Origin of the sequence: Roseomonas aeriglobus (assembly GCA_016937575.1) — a bacterium.
GTDB lineage: Bacteria > Pseudomonadota > Alphaproteobacteria > Sphingomonadales > Sphingomonadaceae > Sphingomonas > Sphingomonas aerigloba.
The window spans coordinates 64,759-90,225 of record JAFHKN010000004.1 but is presented as its reverse complement, the minus strand read 5'-3'; the positions used below and the strand labels follow the sequence as shown (position 1 = coordinate 90,225).

The window sequence follows — 25,467 nt, the reverse complement described above, 5'->3', positions numbered from 1 at the left end:
GAGACGATCAATGAAGAAGATTTTAGCAACGACCGCCTCGGTAGCGCTGATGTCGCTAGCCGCCTGCAACAGCAGCCCACGGGAGCAAGCCGCCGACAATATCGAGGCGAACGCGGAACGCGTTGCCGACAACCTCGAAGACGCTGCCGATAATGCACCCACCGAAGCCGGAGAGGATCGTTTGGAGAATCGTGCCGATGCGGCTCGCGAATTGGGCGATAAAAAGGCCGAGGATATGCGGACCAACGATCCGGACACCAATCTTTCGAACGGGCTCTGTTGCAAACATTGGTGACGGCCGGGCAGCGTCACCCCGTCTGGGGATCAGGCAGCATTGGCAAAATGCTGATTGAGCACGTCCATGGCCTCGGTCATGACCGAGGGGCCAATGCCAAATGCTCTTTCGATCAGACGCACCTCTCCCCTGATCCCTGGCTGCAGGCACCATGCCCGGGCTTGCCCTTTGCGCAGGGCGCGCATGACCTCGAAGCCCTTGATCGTGGCGTAGGCTGTCGGCATCGATTTGAAACCACGCACGGGCTTGATCAACAATTTGAGCTTGCCATGGTCGGCCTCGAGCACGTTGTTCAGGTATTTTACCTGCCGGTGTTCGGTTTCCAGGGCGAGCTTCCCTTCTCGTTTCAACTCGGCGATTGCGACGCCGTAGCTGGGGGCCTTGTCGGTGTTGAGTTTCGTTGGCTTCTCCCAGCCCTTCAGCCCGCGAAGGGCCTTTCCCAGAAAGCGCTTCGCGGCTTTGGCGCTGCGGGTCGACGAGAGGAAGAAGTCGATCGTGTCGCCCCTTTTGTCGACCGCCCGGTACAGGTAGGTCCATTTGCCCCGAACCTTGACGTAGGTCTCATCCAGACGCCAGCTCGGATCAAAGCCTCGCCGCCAGAACCAGCGCAACCGCTTCTCCATCTCCGGCGCATAGCGCTGCACCCAGCGATAGATGGTCGTGTGATCGACATCGATGCCACGTTCCGCCAGCATTTCCTCGAGATCGCGGTAGCTGATGCCGTACCGGCAGTACCAGCGGACCGCCCATAGGATGACCTCGCCGGTAAAATGCCGCCCTTTGAAATCGTCCATCACAACCGACCTTACCAATCCAAGGGCCCAACCTTGGCAACCGCATCAGAGTTTGCAACAGAGCCCGTTTTAAGGATGGTGAGGACCACGGCCGCCTCGGCGCTGCTGGATCCTGTGTTTGCTATGGCAGGGAGCGATCCCGTTGACGGTGGGAGCCATCTGGCTCAGATTGCATGCCGCGCCGACGGTTGTCGGCGCATGGATATCTGCTGGCCAAAACCCGCCGCTGCTTCCCGACATAGGACGTTATCGGACCTGATATGGGCTGGTGGACCGCGCTCGATGAACAGCTCGGCGAGTGCCGCCAGCACATCCTCATGGTTGAGCCGACGCGCGACCACCAGCGCCAGACATTCCCTGCTGGCCTCGTCGATGATGGTCAGAATGCGGAACTTGCGCCCATCATGGGTGCGCCCTTCGACGAAATCATAGGCCCAGACATGCCCTGGATATTGTGGTCGCAGCCGGATGCACGAACCGTCGTTCAGCCACAGCCGCCCGCGCTTGGGTTGTTTCTGCGGGACTTTCAGCCCTTCGCGTCGCCAGATACGTTCCACCCGCTTGTGGTTCACTGACCAACCCGCCGCATGCAGCAGCGCGGTCACCCGCCGATAGCCGTAGCGCCCGTACTGTCTGGCCAAGGCAATGATATCCTCGGTCAGCAATTGCTCGTCATCTGCCCCGCACGGTTCCTTGCGCTGCGTAGACCGGTGCTGGCCGAGCACGCGGCACACACGCCGCTCGGACACATCCAGCACAGCCCGCACCTGATCGACGCAGCGTCGGCGCCGTGCGGGGCTCAGAAGTTTCCCTTTGCCGCCTCCTGCAAGATGAGCTTGTCCAGCGTCAGGTCCGAGATCGCGCGCCGCAACCGGGCATTCTCCTTCTCAAGATCCTTCATTCGCCGAGCCTGATCCGTCTTCAGGCCCCCATATTCCTTGCGCCAGCGATAGTAGGTCTGCTCGCTGACTGCGATCCGCCGGCAAGCCTCAGCGGTCGTGCCGCCCTGACCCAGCATGATCTCAACCTCACGCAGCTTCCCGATGATCTCTTCGGGCTTGTGCTTCTTCGCAGGCATTCGTCGTCCCTTCCTTGGTCCAGACTGTCATAGTCGATGGACCACTCAGAAGGGGGCAGCTCAAGGACATGATCGTCCTGCGCCTCGGCATCCCGCCCGTCTATGGCAAGAAAATCCGCTATTATACGGAGAAGGCCATGGTCGCACTGACCAAGATCCCCGCACCGCAAATGCCGAACATTCGACCCGACCCCACCGCACCGATAAACAGCCTGCGGGTGATCGCCGCGGCCGAGGCGGATGATAATGGCGCCCCTGGCTCGGCCCCGCCTGCTCATGGTCCTGGGCCGCAATCCGGAGGCGGCGGCACGGCCCCGACCCACCACCGCTTGAACCAAGCCGCGATCGCCGCCGCCATGGCCGCCCCTGCCGGGGAACGCACCAGCAAGCTTTTCCAACATATTGTTATGGTGGGCGAGGCAAAGGTCGCTTAGCGTTATGTGATCTTGCCCTCGCCGGTGGGATGACCCGAAGGGGGAACGGCTGCACAAGAGAGGCAGGCGCCTTGAAACCAATGGCAGTTTTTGCCATAATGGTAGTGAGGTGATTTATGGCTTCGATGAACGTCTCCCTTCCAGACCCCATGCGGGATTACGTCCAGCGCCGCATCGACAGCGGGCATTATGCCAGCGTGAGTGATTATGTTCGCGATCTCATTCGGCGCGATCAGGGTGAGACGCAGGATGTCGAACGGTGGCTGCATGATCTTGACGCCTCGATCGAACGCGGCCTTGCCGATGCGGAGGCGGGGCGCACCCACGACCTCGACGACGCCTGCGATGCTATCATCGACAGGATTCGGACACGGGCAAGCGCTCAGCCGCAATGAAAGTCATCCTGACGCCGGATGCGCTGGCCGACCTCGATCACATCGCCGAACATATCGAAAAGGACAATCCCGCGAGAGCCATCAGCTTTGTCGAGGAATTGCGTGAGGCGGCCCGTCGCCTTGCCGATCTGCCCCAGGGCTATCCTCTGGTGCCTCGCTATGAGCGCTACGGTATCCGTCGCCGTTCCTATCGCCGCTATGGCATCCTCTACCGGCCAGAAGCCCACCGTATCCTGATCCTGCGCTTTCTTGGCCCCGGTCAAGATCATGATCGCGCGCTCCAATTGGTTTGAGCGATCGCTTGCTAGGGATTGATCGGAGCGAAGGCGGGCCAGTCACGACTTTTGAGGCCGGGCTGTGACAGGAAGCTCGGGCCGTCCAGCAACAGCGTCATGCGCGTGTAGCCGATCCTGAGGGATTCGAGCGGCACCGCTCGCAATGTCTCTTCAAGACCGGCATATCGCTCGTCCGAGATCACCACATAGTTTATCCTGCCGGTCGAACATTCGATCAGGGCCTCGACAACCCGGCCCAGATTCATCCCGCTCTTGTCATCAACCGCCATGCCGATCAGGCCGGTCGCGGTGAACAGGTTCGGCGTATCGGATCTTTGGCTGGCTGTTTCGGCCGATCGGCCGCCATCCTCATATTTGGTCTGCTGCCCCAACCATCGCCAGATACCGACGAGGTTCGTCAGCATCAGGAATCCATTGGTGGCAACCAAGGCTGTCTGTCCTGTGGCGTAGCCCAATGTGGTCCAGCAAACCGAGCTGATGCTGAACACCACGAAGCCCCAGCCCGTCACGCGCGCGCCCAGGTTGGAAGCCGTCATCATCGCCGCGATCATCGTCGCGATCGTGGCGAGCCAACCGACGAGACTTATCATCGTCCCACCCCTCGCTGCGGCCCGCGTGGGGGCGGCGCAACCGGCAACGCCTTCACGCCGGCTGCGCCGACGCTTCCGCTGTCGGGAGCGAAACAGCCGCCTCGCTCGTCAGCAGCCGGAAGGTGAAGCTCTCTTGCAGGTACAGCTCAACCACCTCGGCGGTGTGGCTGAGATAGCCAATCGACAAGTCCTGTCCGAGATCGAGTTCGAAATCGCCGCCCCGTGTTGTCAGGACGACGCCGCCCGTGATGCCCGGCGCCCAGATGATATCGCCATCCACCAGACGATTGATGTGCTGGAGCACCGGATAGCCCTCCTCGCTGCCGCCGCTGATCGCGGTGAACGGATCATCGCCCAGCACCAGTCGATAAGGCCCCTCGACCCCGGCAAGGCGCAACCGGTCGACGGCTTGGGCGACGATGGCGGGATATCCGGCGACGGCCGTGGGCAGCGGCACCGGCTCGTTGCTCGCGCCGGGACGGATGCCGCCGATATCGGCAGCGGCATAGCCATCAAAGATCGCACGATTTTCGGCAAAGGCGATCGTGCGGGCAGCTTCCTTGAGCGGCTGCCAGTCGGAATCTTCGGAGCCACGCTCCACATCGTCGATCGCAGCGCGGGTCAGCGTGAAGGGCACGCGCAGTTCGACTACGGCATTGGCCGCACGCCGCACGCCGCACGGCCTGGACGCCATCGCTCGGCGCATCGATCGGCTTGGTGTGGCCCGTGCCCACGGCCGCGAGCGTAGCCCCCTTCGGGTCCGGCACGTCCACGACGCGGCGCGCGGCCAGATAGCGCTTGAGGGTTCGGGTCGCCTCTTGTTCGATCTGTGCCCAGGCGGCGTCTGAGATCGGGGCGAGTTCGCGATGGAGGTTATTCATGTCCGGCCTCGTCTTTGAGTGATCCAATGCGGAGCGATCCGTCCAATGCCGTTGGAGCCTCCGGGGTCGGAGCCGTGGGTGCCGGCGCAGCCACCGCTTCATCGCCATTGCTATCGTCGTCATCGGCCGCTGGCGGCCCCGGCGTCACGGCGTCCAGAAAGTCGGCCGACGGCACGAAATAGAGCGAGCCGGTCACGGCCCGGCTGACATCGAGCAGGCGATCGTAGTTGCCGGGCGGCAGGCCGATGAACATATTGTCGAGCATCCGCTCGATCCGCGTGGGTGAGCGGGCGTAACCGATGAAATAGGTGCCGAACTCCCCCTTGCCGACATCGCCGAACGGCATGTTGTCGCGCAGGATCTGGAGTTGCTCGCCGTCCTCCTCGATGTTGGTGAGGACGTTGTGCGCGAAGCTCGGCTTCGCTGCCTCGTCCAGCTCGATGTCCGACAGTTTCTCGCGCCCGACGATCTTCTCCTGTTGCTCGACGGGAATCGCGTTCCACTTGTCGAGGTCATGGAGGTATTTCTGGACGATCACATAGCTGCCGCCAGCGAAGACCGGATCGTCCGCCGCCCCGATCACCGTGGCATCTCTCGCCCCCTGCTCGACGGGGTTTTCCGTCCCATCGACGAAGCCCAGTAAGTCGCGATCATCGAAGTAGCGGAAGCCATGCACCTCGTCCGTGACCGAGGCGACGCCGGCGAGGCGCTTCACGATCTGCGCGGCCATCTCGAAGCACAGGTCCTGCCGTGCGGCGCGAATGTGGAACAGCAGGTCGCCGGGTGTCGAAGGCGCATGATGGACGCCATGAATTTCCCGGAACGGATGCAGCTCCTTCGGCCGCGGTGCCCCGAACAGTCGGTCCCAGGCATCGGAGCCGATCCCCATGATGCAGGAAAGCCCTCCATCCGCTGCCCTAAAGCCGACGCCACGCACCAGCGAGGAAAGGATTGCGCAGAGATTTCGCACCGCCATCTCGGGCTTTGCACCCGCGCCCATCGACACCACGAGGAAGATGGCTGCACGAGTGAGCCGGGCATCGACGGCCTGGGAACGTGCGGTAACATCCTGAGCGACAGTGGAAGGCAAGCTCGTCTCCTATGGCCGGACCCGGCCCATCGTTATGGCACACACCCAAGAGGCGGCTAAAGCGCCGCCTTGAGATAGGGCGCGGTCAGACTGCCTTCCGCCTCTGCAACGTCGCTAGGGACGCCGCTGGCGATGATTAGGCCACCTTCCTCCCCGGCTCCCGGTCCGAGATCGATGACCCAATCCACCTGTGCGATGGCGCGCATGTCATGCTCGACGACAACAACCGTATTGCCCACGTCGACAAGGCCCTGCAGGTGCCGCATCAGCCGGTCCGCGTCGGACGGGTGAAGCCCCGAAGTAGGCTCGTCGAGGATGTAGATGGTGTTGCCGCGCTGGGCGCGTTGCAGCTCGGTCGCAAGCTTGATGCGCTGCGCCTCGCCGCCCGACAGTTCCGTCGCCGGCTGCCCGAGCCTCAGATATCCAAGGCCGATCTCCCGCAGCACATCCAGCGAGCGCATGACGGACGCCTCACCCGCGAAGAAGTCGCACGCCTCGTCCACCGTCAGCTCCAGCACCTGGGCGATGTTGCGGCCGTTCCATTCGACTTCGAGCGTTTGCGGGTTGTAGCGGCTGCCGTGGCAGGTCGAGCACGGCGCATAGACGCTTGGCAGGAACAGCAGCTCCACCATCACGAACCCCTCGCCCTCACATACCGGGCAGCGGCCTTCGGCGACGTTGAACGAGAAGCGGCCGGGGCTGTAACGGCGCTTCTTGGCCAACGGAGTGCCGGCAAAGATCTTGCGCACATGATCGAACAGGCCGCTGTAGGTGGAGAGGTTCGAGCGTGGGGTGCGGCCGATCGGCTTCTGATCGACCCGCACCAGTCTGCGCACATGCTCCATGCCCGCAACGATGCGGCCTTCGGTCTCTTCCTGCGCAACATCAAGCAGCGGATCGGCATCCTCTTCCTCGGCAGCCGGCGAGCCGCCGAGCTGTTCCGCGACAAGCTCCGGCAGCGCCTGGCTGACCAGACTGGACTTGCCCGATCCCGAAACCCCGGTGACAGCGGTGAAGCAACCGATCGGAAGCTCGACGTCGAGGCCGCGCAGGTTGTTGCGCGTCACCCCCTCTAGACGGAGCCAAGCCTTTGCTTCGCGCGGGGTCCGGTCATGGGCGACGGGCTCTGCGAACAGATAGCGGCGCGTGATCGACGCCTCGACGTCGGCCAGTCCCGCGATCGGCCCGCTGTAGAGCACTTCACCGCCCTTTTCGCCTGCTCCTGGCCCTACATCGACCAGCCATTCGGCATGGCGGATCACGTCAAGATCATGCTCGACGACGAACAGCGAGTTGCCCGCCGCTTTCAGCCGCTCAAGGATGGTGAGCAAAGCTTCGCCGTCTGCCGGGTGCAGCCCCGCCGAGGGCTCGTCCAGCACATAGACCACGCCGAAAAGCTGCGAGGACAATTGAGTGGCAAGGCGCAGGCGTTGCAGCTCGCCGGAGGAAAGCGTCGGCGTGCTTCGGTCGAGCGAGATGTAGCCAAGGCCAAGATCGATCAGCGGGCCGAGCCGTTCGAGCAGCTCGGATGCGAGACGCTGCGCGGCGACCCGCTTCTCATCGGAGAGGTTGGGCGTGCGGCGCACGTCGGGCGCTGCCTTGTGCGCCGAGCCTCCCGCCGCGACCCTGCGTTCAACTGCCGCATCGCGGGCCGCCTTGCCAAGAACATGGCCCTTCGGGGCCGCCGCGGCGCCCCCATACTCGCCATGCGCGACAGGCGTGAGCAAGTCCCGGAGCTTCAGCACCGTCAGGTCGCCAAACTCGGCGATGTCGAGGCCCGCGAACTTCACCGACAGAGCCTCGCGCTTCAGCCGCTTGCCGTCGCAGGTCGGGCAATCGCGGCCTATGATATATTGCGAGACGCGCTTCTTCATCAGCGCGCTTTTGGTGTTGGCGAACGTCTCCAGCACATAGCGACGGGCGCCGGTGAAGGTGCCCTGATAGCTCGGCTCCATGCGGCGCTTGAGGGCGACGCGCGTCTGCTCGGGCGTCAGACCCGCATAGACCGGCACCGTCGGCGTCTCGTCGGTGAAGAGTATCCAGTCGCGATCCTTCTTCGGAAGATCCCGCCATGGGGTGTCGACATCATAGCCGAGCGAGACGAGGATATCGCGCAGGTTCTGGCCGTGCCACGCGGGCGGCCATGCGGCGATGGCGCGTTCCCGGATCGTCAGCGTGTCGTCGGGCACCATCGTCTCTTCGGTCGCGTCATAGACGCGCCCGATGCCGTGGCAGGTCGGGCAGGCGCCCGCGACTGTGTTTGGCGAGAAGTCCTCCGCATAGAGCATGGGCTGATTGCGCGGATATTCGCCGACGCGCGAGTAGAGCATCCGTACCAGGCTGGAGAGCGTCGTCACGCTCCCAACCGAGGACCGCGCATTGGCCGAGCCGCGCTGCTGCTGCAACGCGACTGCGGGAGGCAACCCGTCGATAGCGTCAACCTCCGGCACACCGGCCTGATCGATCAGGCGGCGGGCGTAGGGCGCGACCGATTCCAGATAGCGGCGCTGTGCCTCGGCATAGAGGGTGCCGAAAGCGAGGCTCGATTTGCCCGATCCGGATATGCCGGTGAACACCACGAAGGCGTCGCGCGGCACGTCCACGTCGACATTCTTGAGATTGTTCTGCCGCGCGCCGCGTACCTGAACGAAGCCGGAGCGCGGCGCGCGTTCCTTGCCGGGGGTGGTTTGAGGCTCCTGATCCTTGCTCATACGGTCACTTTCACTCGGCGCATCACAGATAGATGAACTGACGGTACAGGCCGTCCAACTCGCCCCGGATCGTCTCCGCCCGATCCTCGTCATCGTTATCTACTGCCGTCAGCAGCGCCTGTTCCTTCGCGGTGATCCGGTCGCACAGCTCGTACAGATTTTCGCAGAAAGCCTCCGAATGGACCGACGGCTCTTCCCGGTCGGGCTGCGCCGACGCCAGGCCGCGAACCGACGAGAGCGGGGTGACATCGTTCTCTTCGTTGAAGGCGATCTGGCGCTGTCGCCGACTCTCGGTCTCGTCGATCGCGGCCCTCATCGCCGGCGTCACGGTATCGGCGTAGAGAACTGCGGTGCCGTTCACGTTGCGCGCGACGCGGCCGATCATCTGGATCAGCGCCTGGGCCGAGCGCAGGAAGCCCGCGCGGTCCGCATCGAAGATCGCGATCAGCGACGCTTCGGGGATATCGAGCCCTTCGCGTAGCAGGCTGATACCGATCAGCACGTCGAACTCGCCCGCGCGCAGGCCCTCGATGATCGCGACCCGATCCTCGACCTTGACGTCAGAGTGCATGTAGCGCGCGCGCACGCCCTGGCTTTCGAGGAATGCGTGCAGCTCCTCGGTCGCGACCTTGGTCAGCGTCGTGACCAGCACGCGCTCATCGCGCTTCGTGCGCTGCGCGATCTCGCGTAGCAAATCATCCCGCGCGCCTTGGGACGGGCGGATTTCCACTTTCGGATCGAGCAGGCCGGTCGGCCGAACGATCTGTTCGACCACCCTGCCTTGCGAGGCCCTTACCTCATAGGCGCCGGGGGTGGCGGACACGAAGATCGTCTGCGGCTTGACCTGTTCGAACTCGTGGAAGCTCAAGGGGTGGCTGTCCTTCGAGGATGGCAGGCGGAAGCCATAATCGATCAGCGTATCCTTGCGGGCCTGGTCGCCCCGGAACATCGCCGAGATCTGCGGGATCATCACATGCGATTCGTCGACGAACAGCAGCCCATCCTTGGGCAGATAGTCGAGCAGGGTTATGGGCGGGAGCGCTGGGTCACGGCCGCTCAGATAGCAGGCGTAATTTTCCATGCCCGAGCAATATCCGACCTCGCGCAACATCTCGGCATCGTTGGTGATGCGATCATAGAGGCGCGCCGCTTCCGTCAGGCGATTTTCGCTGGTCAGCCGCTCGACCTGCGTCTCCATCTCTGCGAGGATCGCCGTTGCGGCCTTGCGGGCCTGATCGGCGGTCGCCGCCAGAACGGTCTTGGGCGATACGAGATAGTGATCGGTGCTCTCTAGCTGCCTTCCGGTCGCCGCATCGAACCACTGGAGGGACGCGATCAGGCCGTTCGCCAATCCGACCCGCAGGGCCTTATATTCCGAATCCGCCGGGTAAACCTCAACAGCGTCGCCATCAGCGCGATAGGTGCCGCGCTTCAGCTTGTGCTCGGCCCGATCATATTGCAGACGCGCCAGGCCGCGAAGAAGCTCTTCCTGTCCCAACCGCGCGCCCTCGGTCAGCGGAACCTGGAGCGCGCGATAATTGTCGGGATCGCCCATGCCATAGATCGACGATACCGAGGCAACGACGATCGTATCGCGGCGCTCAATCAGGGATTTTGTCGTCGAAAGGCGCAACCGTTCCAGATGCTCGTTGATCGAGGAATCTTTCGGAATGAACTCATCGCGGCCCGGCAAATACACCTCTGGCTGGAAATAGTCGTAGTAGGAGACGAAATACTCCACGGCGTTTTCAGGGAAAAATCGCCGCATTTCGTCATAGAGCTGCGACGTTAGCGTCTTGTTGGGGGCCAGGATCAGCGTGGGACGCTTCAGGCGATGGATCACGTTGGCCATCGTGAACGTCTTGCCCGACCCCGTGATGCCCTTGAGGGTCTGATGGTGCGCCCCCTCCTCGATGCCGGATATGAGCCGCGCGATCGCTTCGGGCTGATCGCCCGCCGGGGTATAGTCGGAGTGCAAAATGAATATGCCAGTCGACATCAGATATCCTCCTGCCAGGGCCAGGCCATGAACGCCTCAAGCGTGCCCAAAAACGATTGTCGGGTCACATCTGCCCCTTCGCGGGCGGCTGTCCATGGTCCTTGTGTGCGTGCCTGATCCGCCGAACGGTCCACCAGACACCAAGGAGGACAAGGGGAACCAAAGCTGCGATCACCAGCTCAGGCGCCACTGCGTCGTGAATGCCCGGTATGCCCTTGATGAAATAGGAGAGCAGGCCGATCACATAATAGGAGATTGCGGCGACAGACAGGCCCTCCACCGTCTGCTGAAGCTGCAATTGCAGCTTCGCCCGGTTGTTCATCGAGGCGAGCAGGTCGCTATTCTGGCGTTCGAGCTGCACATCGATCCAGGATCGCAGCAAGGTGGTCGCGCGCGCCAGCTTGTCCGAGAGATTGGCCTGCCGCTCCTCGATCACGCGACAGGTCCGCATGGCGGGGGCGATCCTGCGATGCAGGAAGCTGCGCCAGCGATAGCAGCCGGGGACGAAGGTTTCGCCGAGTGCGGCAAGCCGTTCCTCGACGATCTCGTAATAAGCGCGGCTCGCGCCGAAGCGGTAGAGGCTGGACGCCGTGTCCGCCTCCAGCTCGGCCGAGAGATCCGTCAATCTGGAAAGCAGCGCCTCGCTGTTGCGCCGAGCCGACTTGCGCATCTCATCCGTGATCGCGGCGAGGCGCTTTTCTATATTGCGTAGATGCGGACCCAGCGATTGGGTCAGGGGAATACCGAGCAGGGCCAACGTCCGATAGGTCTCGATTTCAAGGAGCCGCTGCGCCAGCGCGCCAAGCCGGATCGGCGTCAGGCCGCGATCGAGGATGAGGATGCGGGTCAGCCCATCTGCATCCTGACGGAAATCGGTAACGATATCCGCCATGCCGTCCTCGACGAGCGAATGGCAGCGGCTGATCGGATCGAAGCGGTCAATGTAGGTCGCGGTCTCTTCCGTCCACGCCACCACGTCCAACCGGATGCCGCAAATGACCGGCCCAGGCGGGGTGAAGCCGTGCTTGAACGGGTCTTCGCCCGCCAGATCCCCGGTGTCGGGATCAACAGGCGCGCTCCACAGGTAGGTCGAAAACTCCGTATGCTTCTCACAATGCAATTTGCCCTGATCCCAGGTCAGGCCATGAAGGGGGGAGTTCTGATCGGGCAGCGACGCGCCCATTCGGCTCGATATTTCCGCGAGCGTCGCCTTATCCTTGGCCAGATTGCCTTCATTCATGAAGGCGAGCTGCACCAGGGCGCGCGGTGACTCGATCAGGAGATATGGGCGCGCATGTACCTCGTCGATGGCAACCCGCCTATTTTCATAGGTCGGCATACCATAGACAGTCGAACCGCCATTCGGAGCGCTGCCCGCTTCACTCAATCGGCTTTCCCCCCTTGTCATCCTTCTCCCCCACGTCGCGATGATCTAGATCGCCATAAGTAATCAGCCGAGAGCCACGATATCCTATGCCATGGGTCCACAGCCAGCTTAGTGCCACACTAAGCCGGTTCTGCGCCCCGATCAGGAAATAAATGTGGATGAGCTTCCACATCCACCACGCCAGGGCCCCGCGCAACTTAAACCGACCCATGTCGACGACGGCAAGGCTGCGGCCTATAGTCGCCAAATTGCCCTGATGCCGGTAATGGAAGGGCGCGACCTCGTTCTGCCCCTTCAGGCGCTGGCGGATAAGCCGGGCGACATATTGACCCGCCTGCTTCGCAGCCGGCGCAAGACCGGGGACAGGCTTGCCATCGAACCCGTTCGAGGCCGCGGTGTCGCCGATCACGAAAATGTCGCGATGACCCGGCACCGTCAGGTCCGGTCCGACAATCACGCGGCCAGCGCGATCGGCTTCAGCGTTCAGCCAATGCGCGGCGGGCGATGCCTGGACGCCTGCTGCCCACAGGATCGTTTCGGCGGGAATCTGCTTCCCATCCACGACGACGCCATCGGCGGAGCATTCCGTGACCGGCGTGCCGAGCTTGATTTCGACGCCGAGCTTTTCGAGCGCCTGCCGGGTATAGGCGGAGAGGTCTTCCGGGAAAGCCTGCAAGAGCCGTTGCCCGGCTTCGATCAGCACGACGCGGGTCGCACGCGGGTCGATCGACCGGAAATCCCGCACCAGCGTCAGGCGGGCAAGCTCCGCGATCGTGCCGGCCAGCTCCACGCCGGTCGGGCCACCACCGATGATGACGAAGGTCTGCAAAGCGGCACGGCGCGCGGGGTCCGTCTCACGCTCGGCTTCCTCGAAGGCGACCAGAAGGCGCCGGCGAATGGTGGTTGCATCCTCCAGCGATTTCAGGCCGGGAGCAAACGGTTCCCATTGATCGTGGCCGAAATAGGAGTGCCGCGCGCCCGTCGCGATGACGAGCGTGTCATAGGCAACCGTCGAGCCGTCCTCCAGAATGACGCGCCGACCGCCTGTATCGACACCTTCAACCTCGCCGAGCAGGGTCCGCACGTCCTTCCGCTTGGCGAAGAGCGAACGGATCGGCCATGCGATCTCCGATGGCGACAGCGAGGCGCCCGCCACCTGATAGAGCAGCGGCTGAAAGAGATGGTGGTTGCGGCGATCGACGAGCGTGATGTCCACGCCGCTCCCGGCGAGCCGCTGCACGGTTTCAAGGCCGCCGAAGCCCGCCCCCACGACCACCACGCGATGGCGGCCGTGAGCCGGCTCATGGCTGGGCGCGATTTCGCGCATGGTTGAAGGTGACGGCCCGGTCATTGGGACAACGCCGCGGCATGGTGGGCGATATGTTCGCCGATGAAACTCGCGATGAAATAATAGCTGTGGTCGTATCCAGGCAGCCGATGGAGCGTCAGCGGGTGCTCGGCAGCCTTGCACGCCGCCTCCAGCAAGTCGGGGCGCAGCTCGCGCTCGACAAACTCGTCATCCAGACCCTGATGGACGAGCAACGGCAGACGCTCGCGGGCGGCCTTGATAAGTTCGATGGCGTCATATTGCTTCCACGCCTCGCGATCGTCACCCAGATAGGCCGTGAAGGCACGCTCGCCCCAAGGCACCTGGCTCGGCGCTACGATCGGCGAGAAGGCCGATACGCTGCGATAGCGTCCGGGGTTGCGCAGGGCGGCAACAAGGGCGCCATGCCCGCCCATGGAATGGCCCGCGATAGCCCGGCGATCATCGGCCGGGAATGTGGCTTCGATCAGCGCCGGCAATTCCTCGACGACATAATCGTACATGCGGTAGTGTGCGGCCCAAGGTTCCTGCGTCGCGTTGACGTAGAAGCCGGCGCCCTGCCCCAGATCATAGCCGGGATCGTCGGCCACGCCTTCGCCTCGCGGGCTGGTGTCCGGCACGACGAGGATGATCCCGTGCTCGGCCGCGAAACGCTGCGCGACAGCCTTGGTGATGAAATTCTGCTCGGTGCAGGTCAGGCCGGACAGCCAATACAGCACCGGCACGCGACCGTCCTTCACCTGGGGAGGCAGATAGACGCCGACCTTCATCGGACAACCGAGGCTGATCGAGTCATGCTGATAGACGTCCTGCCAACCGCCGAAGCTGGCGTGATGTTCGACACGTTCCATTTTTGTTTCCTTGCTTCGACGGTTGGTGGACGGTGTGGCGATAGGAGCCCTTTTGCTGGCTGTTGTGCGGGGGGAAGCGCCGGCGCCTGTTTCAGCGCCGGCGACAGCCAGTCATAGGGTTGCGGGTATCGCCCTCACCTTCCGGCTTCAGATGAAGGTGTACGAGCAGACCTTGTTGCCCGCCGGATCACGCAGATAGGCCGCATAGGCACCCGGCAGATGGCCACGCGGGCCGGGCTGGCCCTCGTCGGTGCCACCGGCCGCGAGGCCGGCCGCGTGGAAAGCGTCCACTTCGGCGGGCGTCGCGGCGGCAAAGCCAACCGTCACGCCGTTGCTGGAGGGCGCTTCGCCATTGCCGGGACGGGCAATGATGAAGGCGGGCTTGTCGCGACCGTACAGCACCCAGCCATTGCCGAAGGGGCCGAGGTTCTTGACGCCCAGGGCGCCCAGAGCGGCGTCATAGAACGCCGACGACTGCTCGACGTCGGCAGCGCCGATGAAGACGTGCGAGAACACGCCGTTGCCGGAGATAACGGGGTCAGCCATGATATTCTTCCTTGAGGTTAGTGTTTGAAACTAAACGGCGTAATCTGTCGGATCAGTAGTGGATCACGGTGCGGATCGACTTGCCTTCGTGCATCAGGTCGAACGCCTCGTTGATCTCATCGAGACCCATGGTGTGGGTGACGAAGGGCGCCAGATCGATCTCGCCCTTCATGGCGTCCTCGACCATGCCGGGAAGCTGGGTGCGCCCCTTGACGCCGCCAAAGGCCGACCCCTTCCAGACGCGGCCCGTGACGAGCTGGAACGGACGGGTGGAGATTTCCTGGCCCGCGCCGGCAACGCCGATGACGATCGACTGGCCCCAGCCACGATGCGCGGATTCCAGCGCGGCCCGCATGACATGGACGTTGCCGATGCACTCGAACGTGTGGTCGATGCCCCATCCGGTCATCTCGATCAGCACTTGCTGGATCGGCTTGTCATAGTCCTTGGGGTTGATGCAGTCGGTCGCGCCGAACTGACGTGCCAGCTCGAACTTCGTCGGGTTGGTGTCGATCGCGATGATGCGGCCTGCCTTGGCCTGACGCGCGCCCTGGATCGCGGCGAGACCGATGCCGCCCAGACCGAACACGGCAACCGAGTCACCCGGCTGCACCTTGGCGGTGTTGTGGACCGCGCCGATGCCGGTGGTGACGCCGCAGCCCAGAAGGCAGACATGCTCGGGGTTCGCTTCCGGGTTGATCTTGGCGAGCGAGACTTCGGCGACGACGGTGTATTCGCTGAACGTCGAGCAGCCCATGTAGTGATAGAGGGGCTGGCCGTTGTAGGAGAAGCGCGTGGTGCCATCAGGCATCAGGCCCTTGCCCTGCGTTTCGCGGACCGCGACGCACAGGTTGGTCTTGCCGGACAGACAGAACTCGCACTTGCCGCACTCGGCGGTGTAGAGCGGAATGACGTGATCGCCCGGCTTGACGCTGGTGACGCCCTCGCCGACCTCGACGACGATGCCCGCGCCCTCGTGACCGAGAACGACCGGGAAAATGCCCTCCGGATCGTTGCCGGACAGCGTGAAAGCGTCGGTGTGGCATACCCCGGTATGCGTGACCTTGATGAGCACTTCGCCTTTCTGGGGCGGTGCGACATCGATCTCGACGATTTCGAGCGGCTTGCCTGCCTCGAAGGCTACGGCGGCGCGAGATTTCATTTTGATTTCCCTCGTTGGTTGAATCGGACCGCCGGTTGTGAAGCCCGGCGAAGCGCGACTCTCGGACAAACACATACTGGCGGGAGTATGTCTAATATACTCCTAGCCAGTATGCAAGAGGGATATCGACTGAGGGATGGAGGCGCCTGACAGGACGTCATGGCTTGGGAAAGCGCAGCGCGATCGTTGATGCTGCGTTTCCGGAAAGGGGCGGCTTGCCGATCCGGGGGGGAGTTAGATCGACAAGCCGGAAGGGGGTGTTCGTGCGGAAAGCAGTCCGCCCCCTACGACTCAGAATATCCCCCGGTCATGACCGGGGGATATTCCGGGTTAGAAGAAGATCAGGCCGCTACGGAGCCGTGCGGATCGATGACGTACTTGAACGCCGATCCGTCATCGAACTCCTTGTAGGCCGCCGGCGCATCCTCCAGCTTGATGATCTTCGTGTTCATCATCGGGGTCAGATAGGGCATCCGATCGTTCAGGATCGCCCGCATGAGGGCGTGGTTGTAATTCGCCGTCGGCGACTGGCCTGCCGACATCCGCGGCGACTTGATCCAGCCACTGGCCCAATCGACTTCCATGCTGCCCTTCTTGTTGTCCCTATTCTTGGAGATCGGATTGGGGCAGTAAACGCCGACCGTGCTGGTCATCCCACCGAAGCGGACATATTTCAGCAGCGCGTTGGTGACGGCGTTCTCGACGATCTGGTCGGACTCCGCCCCGAACCCGCGACAGTCGAGGCCCACATAGTCGATGACGCGATCGGCCTCGCGCTTGCCGGTGATCCGTTCCAGATGATCCTCGATCGGAATGCCGTCCGACAGGTTGATGGTCTCGACGCCGTGCGGCTTGAGCAGATCGAGCCGCTCCTGAATGAAGTCGGCGACGATGATGGCGCCGGCACCGAGGAGCTTCGCGCAGGCTGCGCCCGCGCGACCGACAGGCCCCGCGCCGAAGATCAGCACGTTCTCGCCGACGATATACGCAGGCTGCGCCGGCCAGTCGGGCGCGGCGAACCCGTGGAACGCGGTCGGCAGCACGTCCGAAAGCAGCGTCAGATCACGGATCTTCGCCATGGCCGCGTCCTTGTCGGGGAAGGCCAGCAGATTGAAGTCTGCATAGGGCACGAACAGGTAATCCCCCTGACCGCCGGTCCATCCGCCCAGGTTGAAGCCGTAGGCGCCGCAATCGACTTCGGGGTTGGTGTGCTCGCACACGTCCGAGCGCATGTGCTTGCAGTTGTAGCAGCGTCCGCAGCCGACGTTGAAGGGAACGGACACGATATCGCCGACCTTGATATATTCGACGTCGGAGCCGACCTCGATCACCTCGCCGGTCATCTCGTGGCCCATCGTCATCCCCTTGGGGACTTCGAACGAACCGCGGTAGATGTGAAGGTCGCTGCCGCAGATGTTGGTGGTGACGATCTTGAGAATGGCGCCGTGGGGGGCTTTCTTGCCCTGCGGCGTAATCAGCTCCGGGAATTTGAAGGTGTTGACCTTCATCTCCATCGGCTTCTCGAATGTGACGATCCTGTTTCCGGTAGCCATCGAATTATCTCCTAGCTCTCGTCCGCCACCCCTCAATAATGTTGAAGTTTCTACCGGACGCGCCAAAGGAGCTGCGCTGAATTAAATCAACACAATACGCCTTTGGCGATCCAGACCTCTTCATTATCGTCCATGCAGAATGGCTTTGGCTGCATGTGACAGCAAACTCGAAGTTTCTATCTTGAGATAGGAAATTCCTATGAGCGTTTTTCGCACCGCAACATTGCCGGTTCAGCCCTTTCGAGGCTGAAATTGGCGATGCAATGCAAGGATTTCCTGCAAAGGAGACACGACTTTGGGAGTGTGGACCAGCTCAAGAAGGGCTGCCGAGGGCGGCGACTTTGCCTCCCCCTTGACGCTGACGAATCCAACATCTGCGTGCGCGCCCGCACCCGTCAGTGCTGAAGCCTGAAGGTTTGGAATGTGGGCGAGGCGGGTCGCAAGCGATTGGGGCAAGACTGCCGCGTAACGCCCTGTGGCCAGATGCGCCGCCAGAATGTCGATCGTGTCCGTGTTGATCGTCGCGGCCGAGCAGTGCGCGAGCTGCAACTGTGCCTCGCTGGGGAGCGCGCCTGCCAGAATGCAAAGCGGCAGGCTCACGACATGATCCCACGCGACTCGCTTGGGCTGCGGCTCTTTGCTCATCTGGAACAGGGTCGTATGTTCCCGGTAGAGATGATGGGTCTCGAACTCGTCCTTCGGAACCTCGCCGAGATAGGTCAGCGCCATGTCCATTTCGTGATCCAGCAAGGATCTCAACAGCGAAGCAGTGCCACTCGCCGTCACGGTTTGCCCCAGCAAGGGGATTTGATCCGCAAGAGCGGCGCTGACGATCGCGCCGACAGCCGAAGTGCCTGATACCATGCCCAAGCGGAACAGGCCCTCCAGCCCTCGCTTGAGGGCCGACAGGTCACTCTCCAGCCCGTCACAGTCCCGTTCGATCTTCTTGGCCCAGGCGAGCACTGTCCCGCCTTCCAATGTGAGACCGTCATATCGCCGGCCATGCCGCACGATCTCGACGCCCAGATCTTCCTCTAGCTGCTTGATCCCCGCCGAAAGCGTCGGCTGCGACACGTTGCAGCTCTTGGCGGCCCGCCCGAAGTGACCCTCGCGATCGAGCGCTATGAGATATTCGAAATTCTTGACGATCATATGCTATCCCATCTGCCTGCGGCATCCGGCGCAGCGACAATTCGCAATTGCGCTCGACTCGCTCGGGCATGGCGGCGGCAATCCTGCACTGAGACCCTTGGAAGATAGATCGGTCAGGATGCGGCGGCGTGTTGAAGCTGAATCATCAATCCAAGACACGGAACCGGAAAAATATATATCCGCCTCTTCGGACGATCTATGAAAACGCCAACCCACAAATCGTACCAAGCGAAGATTGGTCGTATCTTCATTATTACCACCACATTACCGATACATACGCATCAGATATCCAGATAATTACCTATACGGGATGATCTTGGCCGCGCTCATTTGAGATATGTTCTCAATATCTTCATGACCCCCTCCATGTCATTATCGTAAGAGTCACCGTCCTGCCCCCCAATCGCCTTGCTTGAGGGTCCGAACGTCTCTTTAAGATGGCTCTCCATCACCTCCGCCATCAATCCGTTGGTCGCTCCCCGCATTGCCACGATCTGTTGGAGCAGGGGTGCGCAGTCCGTACCTGCCTCGATCGCCCTTTCCAGCGCTTCCGCCTGCCCTTTGATACGGCGAAGGCGTGTGATGGCCCGCTTCTTGTCCTCTGGTGAATGTGGCATCGCGCTTTCCTGAAAGATCACCACTACATACTATACAGGGGGGGAGTTTCAAGCCGCTTGTGAATTAAGGGTCGCGGCTCGTCGACGGCCTCTGCCGATTCATAGCTGCAACGGCCCGCTTTCCCCCTCCAAACATCAGGAGCTGATCTATGGTTCCCTGCCCCCTTGATACTGGTGGGGAGTATGGTATTAAAGTGCGCAAGGCTGTTCCACCTTTCGCCGAGCACGCGCCGCAGCACCACAACGCTGGTCGCAGTTGAGGAGGCCGAAAGTCAGGGAGAAAATCTGGTGCTTGCGAATCTCGATCCGGTAATCCTGGCGCGCGCGCAATTCGCGTTCACGGTCTCCTTCCACTTCATTTTTCCGGCCTTCTCCATCGGCACGGCAAGCTACCTGATGGTGCTTGAAGGGTTGTGGCTGAAAACGGGGAGCGGCGTTTACGCCAACCTCTACCGCTATTGGCTCAAGATCTTCGCCGTAGCCTTCGGCATGGGCGTGGTCTCGGGCGTGGTCATGTCCTATCAGTTTGGGACGAACTGGTCGGTCTTCTCGGCCAAAGCCGGCCCCGTCATCGGCCCGTTGATGGCCTATGAGGTTCTCACCGCGTTCTTCCTTGAGGCGGGCTTCCTCGGTGTCATGCTGTTCGGAATCAACAAGGTGGGCAAAGGGCCGCACTTTTTCGCGACCTGCATGGTCGCCGTCGGGACGCTCATCTCGGCGACCTGGATCATTTCCGTGAATAGCTGGATGCAGACGCCGGCAGGCTATGCGATCAATGCCAAGGGCCAGTTCGTGCCCGCAGGTTCGTGGCTTCCGATCATCTTCAACGCGAGCTTTCCATACCGCCTCGTTCACACGGTCATCGGGGCCTATCTGACGACGGCGATGGTCGTCGGTGCGGTCGGGGGATGGCACCTTCTGCGCGACCGCGCGAATCCCGGCGCGCGCAAGATGTTCTCGATGGCGATGTGGATGGCGGCGCTCGTCGCTCCGATCCAGATTCTCGCGGGCGATCAGCACGGCCTCAACACGCTGGAGCATCAGCCGGCGAAGGTTCTCGCGATGGAAGGTCATTATGAGGCCAGCCCCGACGGCGCTTCGCTCATCCTTTTCGGCCTCCCGAGCAACAAGGATGCGGTGGTCCACGGCAAGGTCGAAATCCCCTATCTGGGATCGCTTATCCTCAAGCACGATCCCAAAGCGCCCCTCCCCGGCCTCAACGACTTCCCGCGCGATCGCTGGCCGCCCACGCCGATCGTCTTCTGGTCGTTTCGGATCATGGTGGCGATGGGCCTCGCCATGCTGGGGCTGGGACTTTGGAGCCTGCTCGCCCGCTGGCGCGGCAAGCTCTATGACTGGCACTGGCTTCACCGCGCCGCTGTCGCGCTTGGTCCGTCAGGTTTCGTCGCGGTCATAGCAGGATGGGTCACGACGGAGGTTGGGCGACAGCCCTTCACCGTTTACGGCCTGCTGCGAACCGCAGAGTCCCATTCCCCCTTGGCCGCACCCGCCGTCGCGGCGTCCCTCGTCGCTTTCATCCTCGTCTATTTCGGCGCCTTCGGGGCCGGCACCTATTATCTGCTCCGGATGATGGCAAAGCCGCCCGCAGCCGGTGAGCCGGAACCGTCCAAGGTGCCGCAACGCGCGGCGGGCATTACGCCGGCGAGCGGCGTCGTGGCATCGACCGGACGGGAGGCATGAACATGGAGCACCTCGATCTCACCATAATCTGGGCCGGTATCATCGGTTTTGCTGTCTTCGCCTATGTCGTGATGGACGGGTTCGATCTGGGGATCGGCATCCTCTTCCCGAGCCTTTCGGTCGGAGGGGAGCGCGATCAGGCGATGAACTCGATCGCGCCGGTCTGGGATGGCAACGAAACATGGCTGGTGCTGGGCGGAGGCGGTCTCTTCGCGGCCTTTCCCCTTGCCTACGCCATCATCCTTCCCGCGACCTACCCGCTCATCATCGCGATGTTGCTCGGTCTCGTGTTCCGCGGGGTGGCATTCGAGTTTCGTTGGCGAGATCCACGCCATCGTCCCTTCTGGGATGTCGCCTTCAGCTTTGGGTCCGTTCTCGCGGCGTTCTCGCAGGGGATCACGCTGGGCGCGATCCTGCAAGGCGTGCGGGTCGAGGCCGATGCCTATGCCGGGGGATGGCTGGATTGGCTGAGCGCGTTCAGCCTCTTGACCGGCGCGGCAGTCGTAATCGGATATGCGCTTCTCGGCGCGGCCTGGCTGGTCTGGAAAACCGAAGGGCCGGGCCAGGAACGCGCCCGTCGACTGGCATTTTGGCTCGGCGGTGCGACGCTACTCGCGCTTTTCGCCGTCAGTGCGGCGACGCCGTTCCTGACCTATGACTATTGGCGACGCTGGTTTGCGATGCCCGGCGTGCTTCTCACCGCGCAGGTTCCTCTGCTGGTGGCAATCTGCGCTGCAACCTTCTTCTGGAGTCTGAAGCGCGGCGCGGAGCGTCTGCCCTTCATTATGGCGCTTGGCCTGTTCTTTCTCGGTTTCGTTGGGCTGGGGATCAGCATCTATCCCTATGTCGTTCCCCGCGCCGTCACGATCTGGGATGCAGCCGCTCCCCCGCAAAGCCAGCTCTTCATGCTGGCGGGTGCGGCCATCATCATTCCGATCATTCTCGGCTATACCGCGTGGGCCTATTGGGTGTTCCGCGGTAAGGTCGGCGCCCACGGCTATCACTGATGGATGAGCAAAAACCGCTCGGTCGACGGCTCGCCTGGATGGTCTTAATCTGGGCGGCCAGCGTTTTGGCGCTGGGGGCTGTCGCGCAGGTCATTCGCCTCATCCTCAAACCCTGACGGCAGCTCGTTTCGACGAGCTGCCGAGGGAAATGCCGGCAAACAGGCGAAGGACATTCCACGGACCATGATCGTTCGATCGCAACCGAGCTTCCAAGATATCATTTTCACCGTGCATGGCTCGATCTTGCCGCGCATCGCGCGGAGGCTGGCGGCGATAGCGATCGTCAGTGTGATCGCCATCCTGGCCGCCCAAGCCCATCCCGGCATTTTCGCGCGTATCTCGACGATCCCTTTCACCCTGATCGGCATCGCGCTCTCGATCTTCATGAGCTTTCGCAACAATGCCTGCTATGCGCGATGGTGGGAGGGGCGGCAGCTATGGGGCGAGCTGATTATCTCGGCCCGTTCGTTCGCGCGCGAGACATCGCTTCTCCCTGACGAGGATCGGCGAGCGTTGCTCCACAGCATATGTGGCTTTGCCTGCGGCCTCACCGCACGCCTTCGCGGCGAGGACGAAATCGCCGCTATTGCGCCGTGGGTCGAAATCGGCCCGGCGACAAAGAGCCCGAACGTCACCAACCTCGTGCTCGATCGTATGGGGCGTAGGCTGCTCCACCTGAAGCAGACTGGCGTCATTACGCCGATTCACTATGCCGTCGTGGCAGAAGACATGCGATCCTTCGGCAAGGTTCAGGGCGCTTGCGAGCGGATATCCACGACGCCCGTGCCGTTCGCATATTCTCTGCTGCTTCATCGCACCGCAATTATCTTTTGCGTGATGCTTCCCTTCGCGCTCGCAGGATCACTCGACTGGTGGACGCTCCTGCCGGTGCTCCTTACCGCCTATACCTTTTTCGGCCTCGACGCGCTGGGACACGAGCTGGAAGACCCGTTCGGCGTCGAGCCCAACTGTCTGCCGCTTTATGCGATGAAGCGGACAATCGAGCGGGATATGTTGTCGCTGCTTGGCGAAGAAGATCTACCCGCTCCACTGGAACCCCATAAATCCGTCCTGAGCTAAATTTGCGCACTCCTTGATACTGGCAGGGAGTACCCTATATTCGGGTGCTGTGCTGGATAGTCGCGTGCTTGGCCCATGCGCCCCCGACTATCTGACCCCCAAGGTCAAAATCGAGGAGCTTGCGGCGATGGCAAATGGATGGGCACCCGATAGTGCGGTGCAGGACCAGATTGATGCAACGATCATGGACGCGGTTTTCGCCGCCCGATCGCGTCTGCCTTCCGGCGAGGGTAGCACCGACTGCGAGGTGTGCGGCGACGAAATCCCCGCGAAACGCCGCACGGCCATACCCGGCGTAAGAACCTGTGTCGCCTGTCAAAGCGAACGCGATAAGCGCCCCACCTTCACCGGCATCAATCGCCGGGGCAGCAAGGACAGCCAGTTGCGCTGATGACGAATGGAGGGCGGCCAAGGCCAAGAATCCGGTGTATTGTACGACGGAGCTGAAGGCCGCCCAATAGCGAGGCCGAACCTCAGTCGCAGCAGCCGCGCTTGAAATGCCGGATCAGGAACCAAACGGCGCCGGCCAGGATGGCGACGATGACGATGCCCTGAACCATGTGCCGCCCTCCGTTCGCGCAGCTTCATCGATCTTCTAGCAGGCTTCGCCATCTCGGTCATGGGCAAGCCGATCGGGCGGTGTTCAACGGCTGAACACGGTGTATCGAAATCTGCACCACGGGCGCGCTGATCGCTTTTGTGAATCACCGCCCCCGCACTGATTCAGGAATGTCGCCGGACTTCGCGGGCCTGATTTTGTAGGCTTTGCGCCATGAATGGCGCAGCTCTCCCGCTTTGTGATCCGATCGAGCTGGTGGCGCTTGACCCGGCCCGCAACGTCCGGCGCGGCTACAGCATCACCGCGAGCCTCGACCTGTTCGGCATGATCTTGGTGGAAACCCGCTGGGGCCGGATCGGCGCGCGCGGTCAGGCCCGTTCCCACGCCTTCGCCGATCGCGAGGCGGCCGAGCGCCATATCGCCGCGACCTTGCGCCGGCGCAACTCGGCCGAGAACCGGATCGGCGTCGCCTATCGGCCGCTATAGGGCGGACCCGGCCCCGCTCGCGTGATTTCCGCGCAGCCGCGCCCCATAGAGGGTATTCGGGCCGAGATGGATGCCGAGCGCATCGAGCAGGCCTGCGCAGCGGGCGACGGCCGCGATCAGCAGCGGATCGGCCGGGATGGCGCGGCCGTGGCTGGTGATACGCTGTTCCTGCGCGAGCCACGTCAGCAGCAGCATTTCGCCCTCGCCGACGAGGCGGGAACCGGGCGGCAGCACGGTGATGCCGTGGCGGGCCGCCACGCGGCGCAGCTCGGCGAAGAACAGCGCTTGCGACTTCGCGGCCTGGCGCGACGGCTCCGAGGCGCGGGCATCTTCATCGGCATGGAAATGCTGTTCGTCGCCGCGCAGCATGGCGAGGGCGCGGCGTTCGAGCGCGGGGCGGCGACGCAGCGCGATCGGGGAGAAGGGCGCGCTCAACGTAATAGGAACTCCACAGGCACTACCAGCTCGATTTCGTCGGGCCGTTCGGGCGGAATCTTGGGGAGCGGATCAGCGCGGCGCAGCGTGTCGAGCGCGGCCTGATCGAGCGCCGGGAAGCCGGAACTCCGCACCAGCGACGAGGATAGCACATGGCCGTCGCGGTTCATCCGGAACCGGATATAGGCGACGCCTTGCTGGCGGGCGCTCTTCGCCGCGCCGGGATAGCGCTGGTATTTCTGCAAGCGGGCGAGAACGCGGCCCTCCCACGTATCGGGCGCGTTGCTCGATACCTGCGGCGCGGGGGGCGCCGGCGCCGTCTTGGGCGCGGCGGTTTCCGGTTGCGGGGGCGTCGGATCGACGGGCTTCACCGCTGGCGCGGGTGGGGGCGGCGCGATCGTCGGGACCGGGATGATCGGACGCTCGACCGGCACGACCTTTTGCGGCGTGGGCTGGCGCTGGTGCTTCTCGACCGGCTTGGGCGCCTCTTTCGGTTTGGGCGGCGTCTCGGGCGGCGAGGCGAGCGGAAGCAGGCTCACCACCAGCGGCGCCGAGGGCGGCGGCGGGTTGAAATGATGCTCGAACGTCAGGAGCAGGCCGGCGAAGGCCACGGCAAAGACCAGGCATGTGCCGAGAAAGCCGAATATCTTGTGTTCGGGCGGCGGGGCATAGGGATGCCGCTCGACCGGGAGCGGCAGCACGATCGGCAGCGTTTCGGCATCGTCGCGCGCCTGGCGCGCGTCGTCGCCGTCAGGGCGCATGGTGGCGAGCATGTTGCGGCCTCCCTGTCGGTCGCAGGACGTGGCGCGCGATCACCAGCAGCGGGATCGCCAGCGCCGCCCACGACAGGCACCACCAGATGCCGCCTTCGCCGAACAGCGCCGAGAGCAAGCCGAACAGGGTCAGCGCCGCGAGGGCGATCGGCCACGACCATTGACGGCGAAAGGTGGAGCGATGCCGTTTCATCACTCGGCCGCCTCTAGCCCGGCTTATTCATCGGGTTCGGTCAGAAGGGTTGGCGGGAGTGGTTTAAGCGATTGC

26 protein-coding genes and 2 pseudogenes are annotated in these 25,467 nt (G+C 62.9%); 10 read left to right on the top strand and 18 right to left on the bottom strand.

The window, feature by feature from the left end; all coding sequences use genetic code 11:
- Positions 1 to 10 precede the first annotated feature (10 nt).
- The gene (locus tag JW805_19025) at positions 11 to 295 is read left to right on the top strand and encodes a hypothetical protein (protein ID MBN2974096.1); all 285 of its coding nucleotides are present in this window, start codon (positions 11 to 13) and stop codon (positions 293 to 295) included.
- A gap of 29 nt (positions 296 to 324) precedes the next feature.
- On the opposite strand, the gene JW805_19020 is transcribed toward JW805_19025, so the two are convergent.
- Together JW805_19020 and JW805_19015 are read right to left on the bottom strand one after the other, a co-directional pair.
- Positions 325 to 1,089: an IS6 family transposase gene (locus JW805_19020; protein MBN2974095.1), complete on the bottom strand. Its 765-nt coding sequence runs from the start codon at positions 1,087 to 1,089 to the stop codon at positions 325 to 327.
- Positions 1,090 to 1,334: 245 nt separating this feature from the next.
- Positions 1,335 to 2,167: pseudogene (locus tag JW805_19015) on the bottom strand (IS3 family transposase).
- A gap of 68 nt (positions 2,168 to 2,235) precedes the next feature.
- Between JW805_19015 and JW805_19010 the strand changes: the two are divergent.
- From JW805_19010 to JW805_19000, 3 genes are all read left to right on the top strand, one after another.
- Positions 2,236 to 2,601 carry a hypothetical protein gene (locus JW805_19010; protein ID MBN2974094.1) on the top strand — a complete coding sequence of 122 codons (366 nt, stop codon included), beginning with the start codon at positions 2,236 to 2,238 and terminating at the stop codon, positions 2,599 to 2,601.
- A 116-nt stretch (positions 2,602 to 2,717) separates the two neighbouring features.
- Positions 2,718 to 2,996 (top strand): type II toxin-antitoxin system ParD family antitoxin, encoded by a 279-nt coding sequence (locus tag JW805_19005; GenBank protein MBN2974093.1) that lies wholly within the window; start codon positions 2,718 to 2,720, stop codon positions 2,994 to 2,996.
- The gene (locus JW805_19000) at positions 2,993 to 3,289 is read left to right on the top strand and encodes a type II toxin-antitoxin system RelE/ParE family toxin (GenBank protein ID MBN2974092.1); all 297 of its coding nucleotides are present in this window, start codon (positions 2,993 to 2,995) and stop codon (positions 3,287 to 3,289) included. The genes JW805_19005 and JW805_19000 overlap by 4 nt, the downstream gene beginning before the upstream one ends.
- Before the next feature lie 11 nt (positions 3,290 to 3,300).
- On the opposite strand, the gene JW805_18995 is transcribed toward JW805_19000, so the two are convergent.
- From JW805_18995 to JW805_18935, 13 genes and pseudogenes are all read right to left on the bottom strand, one after another.
- A complete protein-coding gene (locus JW805_18995; GenBank protein ID MBN2974091.1) occupies positions 3,301 to 3,882 on the bottom strand; it encodes a PRC-barrel domain-containing protein in 582 nt (193 codons plus the stop codon).
- Positions 3,883 to 3,934: 52 nt separating this feature from the next.
- Positions 3,935 to 4,763: pseudogene (locus JW805_18990) on the bottom strand (bacteriocin family protein).
- Positions 4,756 to 5,853, bottom strand: coding sequence for a Dyp-type peroxidase (locus JW805_18985; GenBank protein MBN2974090.1), 1,098 nt, complete (start codon positions 5,851 to 5,853; stop codon positions 4,756 to 4,758). The pseudogene JW805_18990 and the gene JW805_18985 overlap by 8 nt, the downstream one beginning before the upstream one ends.
- A gap of 56 nt (positions 5,854 to 5,909) precedes the next feature.
- Positions 5,910 to 8,564, bottom strand: coding sequence for an excinuclease ABC subunit UvrA (locus JW805_18980; GenBank protein MBN2974089.1), 2,655 nt, complete (start codon positions 8,562 to 8,564; stop codon positions 5,910 to 5,912).
- A gap of 22 nt (positions 8,565 to 8,586) precedes the next feature.
- Positions 8,587 to 10,563, bottom strand: a complete 1,977-nt coding sequence (uvrB, locus tag JW805_18975; GenBank protein MBN2974088.1) for an excinuclease ABC subunit UvrB — start codon at positions 10,561 to 10,563, stop codon at positions 8,587 to 8,589.
- Positions 10,564 to 10,627: 64 nt separating this feature from the next.
- Entirely contained in the window at positions 10,628 to 11,971 is a 1,344-nt protein-coding gene (locus JW805_18970) for a DUF3422 family protein (protein MBN2974087.1), read from the bottom strand.
- Positions 11,943 to 13,277, bottom strand: a complete 1,335-nt coding sequence (locus JW805_18965; protein ID MBN2974086.1) for an NAD(P)/FAD-dependent oxidoreductase — start codon at positions 13,275 to 13,277, stop codon at positions 11,943 to 11,945. Before JW805_18965 ends, JW805_18970 begins: the two co-directional genes overlap by 29 nt.
- Positions 13,278 to 13,297: 20 nt before the next feature.
- On the bottom strand, positions 13,298 to 14,128 hold the full coding sequence (gene fghA, locus JW805_18960; GenBank protein MBN2974085.1) for an S-formylglutathione hydrolase: 831 nt from the start codon (positions 14,126 to 14,128) through the stop codon (positions 13,298 to 13,300).
- Positions 14,129 to 14,275: 147 nt separating this feature from the next.
- Entirely contained in the window at positions 14,276 to 14,674 is a 399-nt protein-coding gene (locus tag JW805_18955) for a VOC family protein (protein MBN2974084.1), read from the bottom strand.
- 52 nt (positions 14,675 to 14,726) lie between these two features.
- A complete protein-coding gene (locus JW805_18950; protein MBN2974083.1) occupies positions 14,727 to 15,836 on the bottom strand; it encodes an S-(hydroxymethyl)glutathione dehydrogenase/class III alcohol dehydrogenase in 1,110 nt (369 codons plus the stop codon).
- 341 nt (positions 15,837 to 16,177) lie between these two features.
- Positions 16,178 to 17,389, bottom strand: coding sequence for a glutathione-independent formaldehyde dehydrogenase (locus tag JW805_18945; GenBank protein ID MBN2974082.1), 1,212 nt, complete (start codon positions 17,387 to 17,389; stop codon positions 16,178 to 16,180).
- A 231-nt stretch (positions 17,390 to 17,620) separates the two neighbouring features.
- Complete coding sequence (locus tag JW805_18940) at positions 17,621 to 18,541, bottom strand: LysR family transcriptional regulator (GenBank protein MBN2974081.1); 921 nt, start codon at positions 18,539 to 18,541, stop codon at positions 17,621 to 17,623.
- Between the two features lie 326 nt (positions 18,542 to 18,867).
- Positions 18,868 to 19,158, bottom strand: a complete 291-nt coding sequence (locus JW805_18935) for a metal/formaldehyde-sensitive transcriptional repressor (GenBank protein MBN2974080.1) — start codon at positions 19,156 to 19,158, stop codon at positions 18,868 to 18,870.
- Between the two features lie 288 nt (positions 19,159 to 19,446).
- On the opposite strand from JW805_18935, the gene JW805_18930 reads away from it, so the two are divergent.
- The 6 genes from JW805_18930 to JW805_18905 all read left to right on the top strand — a co-directional run bounded on the left by JW805_18930 (position 19,447) and on the right by JW805_18905 (position 23,991).
- Positions 19,447 to 20,859: a cytochrome ubiquinol oxidase subunit I gene (locus JW805_18930; GenBank protein MBN2974079.1), complete on the top strand. Its 1,413-nt coding sequence runs from the start codon at positions 19,447 to 19,449 to the stop codon at positions 20,857 to 20,859.
- Positions 20,856 to 21,866: a cytochrome d ubiquinol oxidase subunit II gene (gene cydB, locus JW805_18925; GenBank protein ID MBN2974078.1), complete on the top strand. Its 1,011-nt coding sequence runs from the start codon at positions 20,856 to 20,858 to the stop codon at positions 21,864 to 21,866. Before JW805_18930 ends, cydB begins: the two co-directional genes overlap by 4 nt.
- A complete protein-coding gene (locus JW805_18920) occupies positions 21,866 to 21,982 on the top strand; it encodes a DUF2474 domain-containing protein (protein MBN2974077.1) in 117 nt (38 codons plus the stop codon). The genes cydB and JW805_18920 overlap by 1 nt, the downstream gene beginning before the upstream one ends.
- A 67-nt stretch (positions 21,983 to 22,049) precedes the next feature.
- Positions 22,050 to 22,946 (top strand): bestrophin family protein, encoded by an 897-nt coding sequence (locus JW805_18915; protein ID MBN2974076.1) that lies wholly within the window; start codon positions 22,050 to 22,052, stop codon positions 22,944 to 22,946.
- 127 nt (positions 22,947 to 23,073) lie between these two features.
- Positions 23,074 to 23,337, top strand: coding sequence for a DksA/TraR family C4-type zinc finger protein (locus tag JW805_18910; GenBank protein MBN2974075.1), 264 nt, complete (start codon positions 23,074 to 23,076; stop codon positions 23,335 to 23,337).
- A gap of 423 nt (positions 23,338 to 23,760) precedes the next feature.
- Positions 23,761 to 23,991: a WGR domain-containing protein gene (locus JW805_18905; protein ID MBN2974074.1), complete on the top strand. Its 231-nt coding sequence runs from the start codon at positions 23,761 to 23,763 to the stop codon at positions 23,989 to 23,991.
- Here the strand turns inward: JW805_18905 and JW805_18900 are convergent.
- From JW805_18900 to JW805_18890, 3 genes are read right to left on the bottom strand one after another with little or no spacing between them, the layout of a single operon-like run.
- Entirely contained in the window at positions 23,986 to 24,426 is a 441-nt protein-coding gene (locus tag JW805_18900; protein ID MBN2974073.1) for a hypothetical protein, read from the bottom strand. The genes JW805_18905 and JW805_18900 overlap by 6 nt on opposite strands.
- Complete coding sequence (locus JW805_18895) at positions 24,423 to 25,199, bottom strand: energy transducer TonB (GenBank protein ID MBN2974072.1); 777 nt, start codon at positions 25,197 to 25,199, stop codon at positions 24,423 to 24,425. Before JW805_18895 ends, JW805_18900 begins: the two co-directional genes overlap by 4 nt.
- The gene (locus JW805_18890; GenBank protein MBN2974071.1) at positions 25,177 to 25,392 is read right to left on the bottom strand and encodes a hypothetical protein; all 216 of its coding nucleotides are present in this window, start codon (positions 25,390 to 25,392) and stop codon (positions 25,177 to 25,179) included. Before JW805_18890 ends, JW805_18895 begins: the two co-directional genes overlap by 23 nt.
- Positions 25,393 to 25,467 lie beyond the last annotated feature (75 nt).